Genomic DNA, 14,451 nt, shown 5'->3' on the forward strand with positions numbered 1-14,451 from the left:
CCATGAAATACATTTATGCATTCGCGGAGGGAAACAAAGAGATGCGGGACCTTCTGGGCGGAAAAGGTGCAAATCTTGCAGAAATGACCAATATGGGACTTCCGGTGCCGCCGGGGTTCACCATCACTACCGAGGCGTGCAATTACTATTTGGAGAATCAGGACTTCCCCACCGGGTTTTTTGAGGAACTGGATGAGAAGCTGGATGAACTGCAGCACACCATGGGAAAGAATTTTGGGAGCCGAGAAAATCCCTTGCTGGTCTCGGTACGCAGCGGAGCGCGTGTTTCGATGCCGGGCATGATGGACACGATTTTGAACCTTGGACTCAACGATGAAACGGTGCAGGGCATCATTGAGAAAACGCAAAATCCGCGCTTTTCTTTTGATTCTTATCGCCGATTTGTGACCATGTTTGGCAATGTGGTGCTCAATATTCCTCATGATCATTTTGAAGAAGCTTTGGAGGCCGCCAAGAAGGCCAAAGGCATTACACTGGACACCGAAATGGACACTGAAGACTGGAAGAAACTTGTGGGTGTTTTTAAGGAGATTGTGAGGGAGAACAGTGGACAGCCTTTTCCTGAGAATCCACGGGATCAATTGAAGCTCGCCATTGTGGCGGTATTCCATTCTTGGAACAGCAAACGGGCCATCACTTATCGCAATTTGCACGGCATGCCTCACAATATGGGGACCGCTGTGAATGTGCAGTCCATGGTGTTTGGAAACATGGGAGAAGACAGCGGAACCGGAGTGGCCTTCACTCGCAATCCTTCTACTGGAGAGCGCGAGTTTTTTGGAGAGTTTTTGTGCAACGCGCAAGGAGAAGATGTGGTGGCCGGGATTCGTACTCCTCAGAAAATTTCTGAAATGCAAACGGTGATGCCGGCCATGTTTGCACAATTGAACCAGGTTCAGCAAACTCTGGAAAATCACTATCACGACATGCAAGACATCGAGTTTACGATTGAGCAGGGACGACTCTTTATGCTGCAAACCCGCAATGGAAAGCGAACGGCACGGGCGGCGGTGAAAGTGGCGGTGGACATGGTTGCGGAAGGGCTCATCACCAAGCAGGAAGCCTTGAAACGCATCGATGCCAATCAATTGAACGCACTTTTACACCCATTTATTGATCCCAAGGCTCCCAAAATCGTGCTGGCGAAAGGTTTGCCGGCTTCCCCAGGGGCCGCGGTTGGAAAAATTGTGTTTACCGCGGACGATGCCTACCGCTTAGCGGAAGACGGTGAAAAAGTGATTTTGGTGCGCAAGGAGACGAGCCCCGAAGACATTCATGGAATGCACAGCGCACAAGGAATTTTGACCTCCACCGGAGGAATGACCAGTCACGCCGCGGTGGTGGCTCGAGGAATGGGAAAACCCTGCATTGCGGGCTGCAAAGAGGTAGTGGTGGACGACAAAATCAAAACCGTGGAAATCAATGGACAGGTTTTTGGAGAAGGTGAAGTCCTCAGTTTGGATGGCTCCACCGGAGAAGTGATGAAAGGCGAAATGCCCACCGTGGAACCCGCGCTCACCGGGGAATTTGAGGAACTCATGAGCTGGGCGGATGAAGTGCGACGACTCAAAGTGCGCAGCAACGCCGATACCCCTCATGACGCGCTCGTGGCCAGGCGGCTTGGGGCGGAAGGAATCGGACTCTGCCGCACGGAACACATGTTTTTTGATGAAGACCGCATCATGTTTGTGCGCCAAATGATTTTGTCTCCCGACAAAGAATCTCGCAAACGAGTGCTCGACAAGCTGCTCCCCTACCAACGCGATGACTTTATTGGCATTTTTAAGGCCATGGACGGCCTCCCCGTGACGATTAGGCTCCTAGACCCACCCTTGCATGAATTTTTGCCTAATACCGAAGGGAAAATCAAAGCGGTCGCGCAGGAAATGGGCGTTTCGTACGAACACCTCCAAAAAATGGTGGACGCTTTGCACGAACTCAACCCCATGCTCGGGCATCGCGGATGCCGATTGGGAATCACTTATCCTGAAATTTACGAAATGCAGGTGCGAGCGATTTTTGAGGCCGCAAAAATGGCCCGCGCTGAAGGCGTGACGCCGATTGTGGAAATTGAGATTCCGCTTGTGGGCCATGTGAACGAGCTCAAGGCCATGCGCGGCGTTGTGGAACGGATTGCACAAGAAATGCAGCCTTTGGATTTTGTTTGGAAAGTGGGCACCATGATTGAGTTGCCACGAGCGTGCGTAACGGCGCATCAAATTGCTCCGCTGGCGGACTTTTTCTCCTTTGGAACCAATGATCTCACTCAAATGACTTTTGGGGTGAGTCGGGATGATGCCGGGTCCTTCCTCCCCTTTTACACGGAACACGGTATTTTGCTGGACAACCCCACCGAAACCATTGATCAAGAAGGGGTTGGAGAGCTCATGAAAATGGCGATTCAACTGGGCCGCGGCGTGAAGCCGGGCCTGGAAATTGGGATTTGTGGAGAACACGGAGGTGAACCGCGCAGTGTGGTGTTCTGCCACAAAATCGGCCTCGACTATGTGAGCTGCAGCCCCTACCGTGTACCGGTTGCACGACTCGCCGCGGCCCAAGCGGCCCTTTAGCCTCGCTTTCCCCAACCGAGTTTGTCGCGGAGCAAACGGTAATAGTTTCCTCCCCCGCTGGCTTTGACATGGGCGCGGATGAGGCGGAGGCGGCGGTGTGAGGCGCGGACTTTGACGATGTCGCCGTACTCGATGGGGACCATGACTTGGCCATCGATGGTGAGTCCGATTTGGTTGTCCACAAAACGGCGTTCGGTGTCTATACGAATCGTGATTTGGCGGTTGCTGGGCACAATGATGGGGCGCACGGTGAGATCGGCGGGACAGATTGGGGTGAAGACAAATCCATCGATACGCGGGTGAATGATGGGGCCGCCGGCGCTGAGGGAATGACCGGTGGATCCCGTGGGGGTGGCCACAATCACTCCATCGGCCTTGAACTCAATCATCTTTCTTTGGTCTATTTCCGCGTAGAGCGAGATGAGTCTGGCAAAGTTGCCCTGATTGATCACCGCCTCGTTTAGAGCCAAATGCGTGGCGATTTTTTCTCCTTTTCGGTAGAGGGTGGCGCGAAGTAAAAGGCGCTCATCGACATGATACTGTCCACGAAAGATTTCATTCAAAAGGTTGTAGACTCGTTTGGGGTCTTGCACTTCGGTATTGAAGCCCAGTGTCCCAAGATTCACACCCAGTACAAAAAGGTTGCGACGAAGGGGCAGCTCGCGCACCACTTTGAGCAGTGTCCCGTCTCCCCCAAGGCTGAGCACCAAATCGGCATCTTTTAAAAGCTGCTGACAGGTCCTTTCATTCTTTGCCCCAAGAATTTTTGAGACATGAACATCCCAAAAAACGGTGAGGCCTTTTTTGTCCAAATAGGCTTTAAGTTCTTTCACAAAAGCACGGTCTTCCTCCATTTTTGCGCGGCCCACTAAGGCTATTCGCTGGAATTTTTGCGGGGTTTTTGCTTTCATGTAAGCTGATTATATTCGCTTCACGGCGCTTTGCATGAAAACTTTACCTAAAATGCGCATCCTTGTCACTCGCTTTCCTTACGAGTCTCGGTTTGGCGGTGAAGAAGTTCATACTCTGCGACTCATGGAGGAATTGGATGAACGGGGGCATGAAGCTTTTTTCTTGGGCTCCTGTCCGGTTTTGCTCAGGGAATTTAAGGCACGGGGTTTTACCGTAAAGCGCGCCGGCCTTGGGAAGCCTCCCGTCACGAAAATGAGTTTGTTGGCCTTCACGGCAGCGGCCCCCTTTTTATTTTTGCGAGCGGGGGTGATGCTGGCGCGGGCGCGGAAGCGATGGGGCGTGGACACGGTGTTTATGCTTTCGTTTGGTGAGAAACTTTTGATGACGCCGTGGGCTCATTTTTTTGGAATGAAGGTGCTGTGGCTCGAACATGCACGCATAGGAAATTGGCTCACAAAAAATCCGTGGAGGGGGGTGTATCGATGGCTCTCGGCATGGGCGACGGTGGTGGTGACTTCCCACGCGATGGTGAAATTTATTTCGCCGTGGGCGAAGGAGGTGGTAGCGATTCCGTGTGCGGTTATGCTGGATGAAGCGCGTCCCCTACCGGCTGAAATTTCGGCGTTTTTGAGGGGAGGGTTTTCGGTGGGCAGTGTGGCCCGTTTGACAGCAGACAAGGGAGTGGACATCCTCGTCCATCTTGTCGACTCCAAACCTGATGTTAGACTCATAATCGTTGGCGAAGGCCCCCTTCGAAAGGCGCTGGAGAACAAGCTCGCGGGTGGACAAATTTTGCTCGTTCCAAGCCTCCCCCGTGGACAGTTGACCAGCCTTTATAAGGCGCTGGATTTGTTCGTTTTGGCATCGACCGAAATGGATCCGTTTGGCATGGTGGCGGCGGAGGCCATGAGCATGGGAACCGCGGTGATGATGACAAATAAATGTGGAATTTCCGAGGACCTTGTTGCCGGCCGCGACGCGTTGATCGTGGAGCCGAAACGAAGCGAACTCGACAAGGCTTTAAAAAAAGTGATGCGGCATCCGGAGCTTTTGCGCGAGCTGGGCGAACACGGAAAACACTTCGTTGAAAAACACTATCGGCTGGAGAGCATGGTGAGGAAGTTTGAGGCGTTGTTACAGAGCTGACTCTAGCTCAGCTGTTTCAAAATCTGCTGGGCGGAGGCTTTCCATGAAAAGTGGCGGGCGCGAGTGAGGCCGAGTTTTTGGAGAGCGATTTTTTGCGCGGGTTCGAGGGCGGTGAGGATGGACTGGGCGAGCGCCTGAGCATCGTGTGGATCAAAAAGCAGGGCGGCCTCCCCCACCACTTCCGGCAAAGAGGCGGCGTTGCTACTCACCACGGGACAGGTGCAAGCCATGGCCTCAAGCGGCGGGATTCCAAAACCTTCGTACAGGGATGGGCAGACCAGCATTTCCGCCCGGGAATACAGTTCGTTGAGCTGATCGGCGGACACAAATCCCAGCAGATGAATGCGGTCTTTTAAAAGAACGGGGATGGCGCTTTGGACTTGCTTTGTTTTCCATCCTTTTGCCCCGGCCAGCACAATGTGCAGATCCGGCTCCTTCTCAAGAACCTCGGGGAAAGCCTTAAAGAGCAGTTGGAAGTTTTTTCTTGGACTCAGGGTGCCCACTCCAAGAAGGTAACGAACGGGAAGATCCATTTTTTGTGATTCGACCTTGTGCACCTCGGGCGAAACCGCGGGGGGCGCAATGAGCACGGTTTTTTTGTGGGCCTCCGGGAACAGTGTGGCGAGGTCTCTGGCCGTGTTTTGGGACACGCACACAATAAAGCGGCTGTGGCGAATGGCGCGGGAAAGGGTGAGCCGTTCCACCAAACAAGGAAACCAGGCGTGAGTTTTGGCGTACAAAAAGGCAATGAGATCGTGCACCACAATGGCCACTTTTTGGGATTTGGGGGCGAAAGCCGCGTAAATGAAGCTGGTGGGGGCCAAAAAAAGATCCACCGGATGTCGTTTGAGGTATCGTGCCACCTGAAGATGCCACAAGGGTCCCCTGCCCTGCACCACCACCTGACTGACGCGATCCGTGGATGGGAAAGAAGGGTTTGGGGTCTTTGTAAACAAGAGAAGATGCAAATCCTTTGGGGCGTTTTCGATCAAGGCTTTGGTGAGTTCCAGGGTGTATCTCCCCTTTCCCGCTCCGCTTTCGTTGGCCTCTCTTATGTCGATTCCTAATATTGTTGCCATGGGGGCTGTGCTTTGATAGATTGTTTATACCATTTCCCCGTCATTATGTCGCTAACTCAAAGGCTTAAACAAGGCTTTCTACGATTACCTTCCGCTAAGAAGCTCATTTTGGTGTCCAGTTTCACCCTGGCGGTGAGCACGGTGATGCCTTGGTATGACCAAAGAAACAATTTTGGAGTCGGGGATACTTTCCTCGGGATTCAAGGACCTTTGTTTGCGGTTGGATTTCTTGTGCTGGGTTGCGCCTTGGTTAGTTTTTCGAATCTCTTTTTACCTTTAATGGGACGCCATTTCTTTGATTTGAAGCGACAAAGCGGATCTTTGGCCCTCTCCCTGGGAGGACTTTCTCTGCTTTTGATTTTAGTGGCCAATTCTGTGTTTTATCACCCTGAATTTGCAGTGACCATCAACAATAAGGGCACTCGATTTGGAATGGTGGCGGCGTTCATCTCCATTGGAGCTCTGATGATTTCGGGCTGGTGGGTTCGTCGCAAAGAAAAAGCCGGCGGCGGTATGGAGGACCGAGAGAATGAACTGGAAGATTTTATGGCAACTCCTGTGGCACCTGCGCCCATGCCAAGCTATTCGGTGCCCACTCCCAGCTATGTTGTGCCTGTGCAAGATCGCATCCCTCAGCCTCAAGTTCAGCCTGCGCCTCAAGCTCAGGTGCCTGTGGATCCTTTGACTTTGGATGCCCGTACTCGCTACAAAATGATGAAATCTCAAGGTCACTACAGCTCTTCGGCCCGCAATAATTTGTGGGGCAGCGGCAGTGGCAGCGCGTTTGGACGACAAGCTCGCATTGAAGAAGATCTCTAATTCTAATTTTTCATGAGTGTCCTGTTTTACTGTCGAGACTGCAAAAAGCTGGTGGCGGAGCCTGTTCGCAACGGCACAAAATATGAGTACAGTTGCCCGGAATGCAAGAGCGACCGTGTGGCCTTTGGAAGTCAAAAAGCCATTTGTGATTTCTTTCAAGTAACTCCTCCAAAGACCAATGCTTGATCAAGTCGACTACTCCGTTCTCGACCGCGCCAAAAATGCCTTTATTGAGGCCAGCAAGAAGACGGCCGGGTTTGCGGCGGGTTTTGGGTCTATGGCGGGTGGTTTTGGCGGCAGCGCCAATGTGTTTGCGCTCGACTTGAAGGCCTTTGCCGGAGCAGAAACATTGTTTGTGTCGCTGCTTCCCGAGGGGCTTGGCACCGCGGATGACGCACGGCCCGACGATTTGAGCCCCGCGGAGCTGGTGCGGTTTTGGCGAAATATTGGCGGTAAAACGATGTCGACTTTAACAAATGACGCGGCTTCTTCCGGGATGCAGACGGTTTTGATCTCTCTTTATTTGCCCTCGGCTCTGCCCGAGCGCGTGTTCACCACCGAATTTATGGAGGGCTTTTTGGATGGGTTTGTGGAAGGATGTCGAAAGGTCGGTTGTGTCTACTTTTCAGGAGAAACGCCGCAGCTCAAAGGGAAAATAGTGGACGGAGCTTTGGACATTGCCGGGGCGCTGTGGGGCGTGGTTCCTGCGGGACTTCAACCCGTGAATTCGAGCACCATGCGGGCCGGGGATTTGATTGTATTTGTGGAAAGCAGCGGACCTCATGAAAACGGGTTCACGGCTTTGCGTGACTTGGCGGGGAACTTGGAAGGCGGGTATCGAGCGAAACTCCCGAGCGGCATGGAATACTGGGAAGCGATCAACCAGCCCGGGCATTTGTACACTCCCTTTGTGCAGGCTGTTTTGAAGGCAGGTGTGCAGCCCTCCAATGTGGAGCCCATCACCGGTCACGGTTGGCAAAAACTGATGCGTCCGCACGGGGCTTTTAGATATAAGATCACGCAGATGCTTCCGGTCCCGGAGGTGTTTACCTTTGTTGAAGAAGCGAGTGGCATGACGAAGGAAGAGATGCTGAAGACCTTTAATTACGGCGTGGGCATGGCGGTGTTTGTGCACACTGCGGAGGAAGCGGCTCGCGTTGTTGAACTGGCGGGCGAACAAGGCTTGAAGGCGTGCGTGGCTGGTGCGGGGGAGGCGGCGGAGGGCGGTTCTGAGGGGGGGCGGCGAGAAGTGGTGGTGGAGCCCCTGGGAGTGGTCTTAAAGGGGGAGGGGTTTGAACTTGGAAAATAATATGAATGTCGAACAAGAAATCACCGATCTAAAGGCTCGCAACCTACGAGTGGAGGCCGATAAGGCGTGGGAAACGAGTTGGACTCGGCGGCTCTTGATTGTGGCGCTCACCTACGGCGTGGTGGTTTTGTTTTTCTTTGCGGCTGACTTGCCGAATCCTTTTGTGAATGCCATTGTTCCAGTGATTGGATTTACTCTGTCGACCTTTAGTGTTTCTTTCATTAAAACATGGTGGATGCGTTCCAATTCAAAAAAATAGGCCGACTCAGCCCGACGGCCCAGGTTATTTTGATTTGTCTTTCGTTTGTGGGTCTGACGCTGCTTTCATATGAGAGCTATGTGCGCAGCGGCGAAGTGTTTGGCATGCCTTTTGCGGTGACGATGCTGTTTGCGCCCATCTTTGAGGAATTGATTTTTCGGGGGTGGATTTTAGGGGCACTGCGGCGGCGGTACTCTGTGACGCGAGCGATTGTGTTCTCTTCTCTCTTGTTTGGGCTGTGGCATTTCAAGAATATTTTTTATTTTGATTGGGGGGATTTAGCCTACCAGATGGTTTATGCGGCGGTGGTGGTGGGACCTCTGCTGGGTTGGGTGGCGATGAAGGTCAAAAGTGTTTGGCCGGGCGTGATTTTGCATTATTTAAATAATGTGGGCTCACTGGCGCTGATGATGGTGAGTTTGGACTGGCGGGACTTGTTTTAAGGGGGTGATGAGGCTGTTGAGGGGACCTTGTGCTGGGTGGAAATGTTGTGGAATTCACTCTTAAGAGTATGGTTTGCGAGTTTTGGAGGTTTTGTAAAGAGGGGGTGCGGTGATAAAAACTGTCAGGAAAATTTCAGGAAAATGTCAGAAAAAGAGTGCTAGGATGGGGGTATGGAGATTGGAAAATTAGTGCTGGGGGAGCCGGGGTATCCGGGGCTGCTGAAGGAGATCTATGACCCTCCGCGGGTTCTTTATTACAGCGGGGATTTGGCGATTTTGGAGCGGCCGTGTGTGGCGATTGTGGGAACGCGGCGGATGAGCAGTTATGGAGAGGCGCAGGCTTTTCGGTTTGCGCGAGAACTGAGTGAGAGGGGTATTTGCGTGGTGAGCGGGCTGGCGTATGGAATCGATAAGGCGGCGCACGAGGGGGCGTTGATGGGTGGCGGGGGGCGAACAGGGACGACCGGGCTACGCCCGGGAGGCACGATTGCGGTGGTGGCGCAGGGGCTCACGGAACTGCAGCCGGCGGCGCATCGAGATTTGGCACGGCGAATTGTGGCGGCGGGCGGCTTACTGCTGAGCGAGAAGGCCGCCGGCGAAGAGAGTTTTAAAAGCGATTATTTGGTGAGGAATCGGATTATTGCGGGACTCTGCAAGGCCACGCTGGTGGTGGAAGCTCCGTTTAAATCCGGGGCCAGGAATACGGCGAAACATGCCTACGAAAATGGCCGCGATGTTCTGTGCATACCCGGACGCATCGGGGATGAAAACAGCCAGGGAACCAATGCCCTGATTCAGGAAGGGGCGCGGCTGGTGGTGAGCCCGCAAGAAGTGGCGGAGGCTTTGGACCTCAAATGGCAAAACTTGGAGGTGAAACTGGAGGGCCTGGCGGGTGAGGTTTTTCGCGAGCTTAAAAAAATGCCGAAGTCGCCGGCGGAGTTGGGGGAACGGTTCCATAATATGACCGAGCTGTACGGAGTGCTGGGTGAGTTGGAATTGCGCGGGCTGGTGCGTTTTACAAAAGACCTGCGCTACGCGGCAGTGCTTTGATCCGCCTCCGGGGCTGCCGTGATCTCCGGGGCCTCCGGGGCTGCCGTGCCGGTGACGCGTTCGATTTCACTCAAACGAGTGACTCCGCGGAGCACCTTGAGCGCACCGTCCTCCTGCATGGTGAGCATGCCTTGGGCGCGGAGCAGTTCCATGAGCGCCGTGGTGGATTTCTCCTCCAAAATGGCGTCCTTGAGCTGAGGAGTGTTCACAAAGACCTCTGAGACACAAACCTGGCCCAAAAAGCCCGTATTGGAACATTTTTCACAACCGGGAGCGCTGGGGAGCGTGGCCGGAACGGAAAGTTGCAGGGAAGGGTCCACTTTTTGAATTTGCCCGATGGTAGCCTGCAAGAAATCGCGCTCGGACTGGGTGATGGGCTTTTGCTCGGCGCAGAAACTGCAGATTTTGCGAACCAAGCGTTGGGCCAAAACCACGCTGAGCGCCGGGGCGATCATGAAGGGTTTGAGCCCAATGTTGAGCAGTCGCGGCACGGTTTCGATGGCGCTGTTGGTGTGCAAGGTGCTGAGCAAAATGTGTCCGGTGAGGGCGGCCTGAGCGGCGGTCTCGGCCGTGTCCAAGTCGCGGATTTCCCCGATCATCACAATGTCCGGGTCCTGACGCAAAATGGCGCGAAGGCCTGAGGCGAAACTGTAGCCCCGTTTCTCGTTGATTTGACTCTGCGTCACCCCACTCAAATGGTATTCAATGGGATCTTCCAGGGTGATTATTTTGCTTTCCGGTTGATTGAACGCCGTGAGCATGGAATAGAGCGTGGTGGTTTTTCCGGATCCCGTTGGCCCCGTGACCAAAATCATTCCGTTTGAAATCTCAAGCGCCTGTTTGAGCATCTTGAGATTGTGGCCCTCAAAACCCAGCTCCTCAAGCGAGAGGCTTTTTTTGTTGGAATCTAAAAGTCGACATACAAAACTTTCGCCGTACTCGGTTGGAATGGAAGAAACACGGACATCGATTTTGCGATCGTTCACCGGGAAGTCGTAACGGCCGTCCTGCGGGACATTGGTGATGTTGAGTCGCATGCCCGCCTTGTATTTGAGCTGATTGCTGAGGTAAGCGTAGGTTTGCAGATCGAGTTCGAGCACTTGTTGAAGCACTCCGTCGATTCGGAATCGCACCACCACCGCTTTTTCCTCGGGTTGATAGTGAATGTCGGAAGCGCCGGTTTTGAGAGCGCCGATGTTTAAAAAATTGAGAGCTTCCTCCGCCGTGACCGATTGAATTTTTTCTCGCAAGGCTCCCAGATTTTCCACTTCCGCCTGATACGATTCGATCTTGGCTTCATCAATGATGTTCTTTGTTTCAATGGGACTTGGGCCCTCGTTTTTGTAGAGCTTCAGTGCTTCCCGCAGTCCACTTTCACTGGCCAAATTGACATTGATGGCGTAACCCTCTTCCTTGAGTTTCTTGATGAGGGCCTGGGTCTCCGGGCTTGTGGGATGCGCCAAGGCGAGTCGCAGCTTTTTCCCCACTTTGAAGAAGGGGATCACCAAAGCCTCCGCGGCCTGCTTCCCGTCGATCGTTTTGAGGTGATCCGGGTTGATGTGTATCCGCGCAATGTCGATGTAGGTCATGCCCATTTTTTGGGCTCTTTCCTCCGCTGATCGCTCCTCAAAATCACGGTTGATGACCGTGAGTTGGTTTTCGGAAGTGATGAAGGATTGGTCGCTCATAGCTCAGACGCATTGATTTAATCTGTTTATTATAGCAGAAAATGCGTCTGTTTTGAAGGGCAAAAGCGAGCCATTGTTTAGGAGTGCTTCACGGCATCCACAATTTGCTGAGCTTCTTCCTTGGAAATGCCCTCCACTTGCATGAAGTCCTTGACCGAAAGTCCCACGAGCTGTGGCACCTGTTCGAGGTTCACGGCAACGAGTTTTTCCTTGATTTCGTCGGCAAGTTCCAATTCGGTCACCATTTTTACCACGACTTCTTTGGGTGCGGCGGCTTCGGTCGGAGCTCCCGCTGGAGCTTTGGATCTTTTGCCGCTGCCTGAAGTGCTGCTGGTGCTTGCGGGTTCGGTGGTGTCTAGAATGTCGATTTCCCAACCTGTGAGATGAGAAGCGAGACGAACATTTTGTCCACTTTTACCGATGGCGAGCGCCCGTTGATCTTGGGTCACAAAGACCTTTGCCAAGTGAGCGGCTTCATCGAGTTCTACTTTGGAAATTTTTGCGGGCTTCAGGGATTCGGCGATGTACTTTTGCGCGTCCTCGCTCCAAGGGATGATGTCGATGCGTTCTCCGGCGAGTTCGTGCGTTACATTTTGCACGCGTACTCCGTTTTGCCCCACACAGGCTCCGATGGGATCCACTTGAGGATCGCTGGAGGCTACGGCCACCTTACAACGCACTCCGGGTTCGCGAGCCACTCCTTTGATCATGACGGTTCCCGCTTTCACTTCCGGAATTTCCAGTTCCATCAGCTTTTCTACGAGCTTTGGATGGGTTCGAGAAATGAGGAGCTGAGGCCCCTTGGTGGTTTTGATGACTTTATCGAGGTAGAGCTTGATGCGTTGACCTCCATAGTACTGCTCTGTTGGGATTTGTTCGCGCGCGGGCAAGAGTGCCGTGGTGCCTCCCAATTCTACATACACTTGATTGTTGTCCACACGGTGAATGAGTGCGTTGACCAACTCGTTTTCTCGGTCTTTGAAGAGCTCGTACATGTAATCGCGTTCCGCCTCTTGGATCCGTTGAATGATGACTTGTTTGGCGGCTTGTGCGGCAATGCGGCCGTAAGACATTGGGGTCACTTCCATGCGAACCACTTCTTCAAGCTTGATGTTTTTGTTGAGTTTTCGCGCGTCTTCCAGAGTGATGTCGGAATCGGGGTCTTCGATTTTATCCACCACTTTTTTAACGATGAAAATCGTCACACTCTCGGTTTTTGGGTCGATTTCCACTTCGATGTTCTGCTCCTTGTTTCCGTAATCTTTTCGGTACGCGGTGCGCAGGGCCGCCTTCACGATGTCCATGAGGATTTCCTCGGGAAGGTTCTTTTCGTTGCAGAGCTGACGGACGGCGGCCATAAATTGTTGATGCATAGTATTGTTGGTAAGGATGCCGCTTGCGCGGCCTTATCGCTTAGGCACTAAAGTGCCTGGTGCGGAAAAGCGGCAGGATAGAATCCTACAATGCTTATTTAATTGAATTGTAAGCTCATTTTACTGTTTTGCTCCGGTTTTCGCAAGTTCAAAAACGATTTCTGCAGAGAAGCCGCGGGAGGCCAGGAATTGCGCTCGCTTTTGGTAGAGCTTTTCGAGTGGGACTTTGGTGAAGCGCTTTTGAGCCTGAGTAAGGGCTTGAGAGGCCAGGTCTCGCTCCGAGAGTTCCATGGCATTCCATGCTTCTTGAGTCGCTTTTACCGGGATGCCTTTTTGCTGCAGACGGGCGGCCAGTTTGAAGGGGCCTTGAGGTTTGGTGCGCGTTGAGGCTTCTATGGTGTTGCGGATGAAATTTTGGTCGTTGATGAGGCCGAGTTCCTCAAGTCTAGCCAAGACTTTTTCTGCGAGTTCCGGAGTTGCGATGGGCTTTTTTAAAATTTTTTCCCTGAGCTCACTGCCGGTGTGAGCCCTCCGAGCGAGAGCTCGGAGGGCGTATTCCATGAGTTTTCGGTAAATGGGGTCTTCCATATTTAAGCGAGAGAAGCCACTTTTTCTTTGATCATCCCTTCGAGTTCAGTGATGATCTGAGGGTTTTCCTTGAGGAAGTCTTTGGAGTTTTCACGACCTTGCCCAAGGCGAGTCTCGCCGTAGCTGTAGAAAGCGCCGGCTTTGCGTACAAATTCATATTTTGTGGCAAGATCCAAGATGTCTCCCTCTTTCGAAATTCCTCGATTGTATAGAATGTCGAATTCTGCGGTTTTGAAAGGTGGCGCCACCTTGTTTTTCACCACTTTTACACGAACTCGGTTGCCCACTTGTTCTTTGCCATCCCCACCACCTGCTTCCAATCCTTCGATGGATCCGATGCGACGGATATCGAGCCGTACGGAAGCGTAGAATTTGAGTGCCTGACCTCCGGTTGTGGTCTCTGGATTTCCAAACATTACTCCGATTTTCATACGAAGCTGGTTGAGGAAAATCACGATACAATTGGACTTGCTGATGGATCCTGTGAGTTTTCGTAGAGCTTGGCTCATGAGACGGGCTTGGAGCCCCATTTGAGCGTCTCCCATTTCCCCTTCAATTTCCGCCCGAGGAACGAGGGCGGCAACGGAATCGATCACAATGATATCTACCGCGTTGGATCGCACCAAAGTTTCGGTGATTTCCAGGGCTTGTTCCCCCATGTCGGGTTGAGAAAGCAGGAGGTTGTCCACATCCACTCCGATTTTGCGAGCGTAAGCGGGATCCAAGGCATGCTCCGCATCGACGAAGGCTGCCGTTCCTCCTTGCTTTTGAATCTCGGCAATCACATGGAGTGCGAGCGTTGTCTTACCGGAACTTTCCGGTCCGTAAATCTCAATCACTCGACCTTTGGGGATTCCTCCACCAAGAGCGAGATCGAGAGAGATGGATCCGGTGGAAACCGTTTCCACATCCATATGCCTGGATTCTCCAAGTTTCATGATGGAACCCGTCCCGAAACTTTTTTCAATTTGGGAGAGGGCGAGTTCGAGGGCCTTTTTGCGGTTGTCTATTCCCGCGTCTTCTTTTGCTACCATAGCGTGTTGGGTTAGTGATTAGGAAGCTTGTTTCGAGTATAGGTGAGCGCGCGCTCACCGTCAAGCGATTTTATCATTCCGGCCGAATGACCCTTATGCTAGCCAAAAAAACGGGCAAAGTCCTGACAAAAACCTGAAAATTTCCTGAATTCCGTGAGTT

General features: G+C 52.7%; 12 protein-coding genes. 6 read left to right on the top strand and 6 right to left on the bottom strand.

Translation table 25 applies throughout. The features are described from left to right. Positions 1-2 precede the first annotated feature (2 nt). Positions 3-2,591, top strand: a complete 2,589-nt coding sequence (ppdK, locus tag WC777_01425) for a pyruvate, phosphate dikinase (GenBank protein ID MFA6023861.1) — start codon at positions 3-5, stop codon at positions 2,589-2,591. On the opposite strand, the gene WC777_01430 is transcribed toward ppdK, so the two are convergent. Next, entirely contained in the window at positions 2,588-3,502 is a 915-nt protein-coding gene (locus WC777_01430) for an NAD(+)/NADH kinase (GenBank protein MFA6023862.1), read from the bottom strand. The two genes, ppdK and WC777_01430, sit on opposite strands and share 4 nt — an antisense overlap. Positions 3,503-3,554: 52 nt before the next feature. On the opposite strand from WC777_01430, the gene WC777_01435 reads away from it, so the two are divergent. Continuing rightward, positions 3,555-4,655: a glycosyltransferase family 4 protein gene (locus tag WC777_01435; GenBank protein MFA6023863.1), complete on the top strand. Its 1,101-nt coding sequence runs from the start codon at positions 3,555-3,557 to the stop codon at positions 4,653-4,655. Here WC777_01435 and WC777_01440 read toward each other — a convergent pair. Continuing rightward, positions 4,652-5,728, bottom strand: coding sequence for a glycosyltransferase family 1 protein (locus WC777_01440; protein ID MFA6023864.1), 1,077 nt, complete (start codon positions 5,726-5,728; stop codon positions 4,652-4,654). The genes WC777_01435 and WC777_01440 overlap by 4 nt on opposite strands. A 45-nt stretch (positions 5,729-5,773) precedes the next feature. Between WC777_01440 and WC777_01445 the strand changes: the two genes are divergently transcribed. The 4 genes from WC777_01445 (at position 5,774) to WC777_01460 (ending at position 8,558) form a co-directional block, all read left to right on the top strand. Then, positions 5,774-6,547 (top strand): hypothetical protein, encoded by a 774-nt coding sequence (locus WC777_01445; protein ID MFA6023865.1) that lies wholly within the window; start codon positions 5,774-5,776, stop codon positions 6,545-6,547. Between the two features lie 178 nt (positions 6,548-6,725). After that, entirely contained in the window at positions 6,726-7,856 is a 1,131-nt protein-coding gene (locus WC777_01450) for an AIR synthase related protein (GenBank protein MFA6023866.1), read from the top strand. Position 7,857: 1 nt separating this feature from the next. After that, on the top strand, positions 7,858-8,115 hold the full coding sequence (locus WC777_01455; GenBank protein MFA6023867.1) for a hypothetical protein: 258 nt from the start codon (positions 7,858-7,860) through the stop codon (positions 8,113-8,115). Then, positions 8,085-8,558, top strand: a complete 474-nt coding sequence (locus WC777_01460) for a CPBP family intramembrane glutamic endopeptidase (protein MFA6023868.1) — start codon at positions 8,085-8,087, stop codon at positions 8,556-8,558. Before WC777_01455 ends, WC777_01460 begins: the two co-directional genes overlap by 31 nt. Positions 8,559-9,589: 1,031 nt before the next feature. On the opposite strand, the gene WC777_01465 is transcribed toward WC777_01460, so the two are convergent. The 4 genes from WC777_01465 to recA form a co-directional block, all read right to left on the bottom strand. Continuing rightward, positions 9,590-11,296, bottom strand: coding sequence for a GspE/PulE family protein (locus WC777_01465; protein ID MFA6023869.1), 1,707 nt, complete (start codon positions 11,294-11,296; stop codon positions 9,590-9,592). Positions 11,297-11,373: 77 nt separating this feature from the next. Beyond that, positions 11,374-12,669 (bottom strand): transcription termination factor NusA, encoded by a 1,296-nt coding sequence (gene nusA, locus WC777_01470; protein MFA6023870.1) that lies wholly within the window; start codon positions 12,667-12,669, stop codon positions 11,374-11,376. Positions 12,670-12,789: 120 nt separating this feature from the next. After that, positions 12,790-13,257 carry a regulatory protein RecX gene (locus WC777_01475; GenBank protein MFA6023871.1) on the bottom strand — a complete coding sequence of 156 codons (468 nt, stop codon included), beginning with the start codon at positions 13,255-13,257 and terminating at the stop codon, positions 12,790-12,792. 2 nt (positions 13,258-13,259) lie between these two features. Then, positions 13,260-14,291, bottom strand: coding sequence for a recombinase RecA (gene recA, locus WC777_01480; protein MFA6023872.1), 1,032 nt, complete (start codon positions 14,289-14,291; stop codon positions 13,260-13,262). Positions 14,292-14,451 lie beyond the last annotated feature (160 nt).

Source organism: Candidatus Gracilibacteria bacterium (assembly GCA_041661045.1).
GTDB lineage: Bacteria > Patescibacteriota > Gracilibacteria > UBA1369 > 2-02-FULL-48-14 > 2-02-FULL-48-14.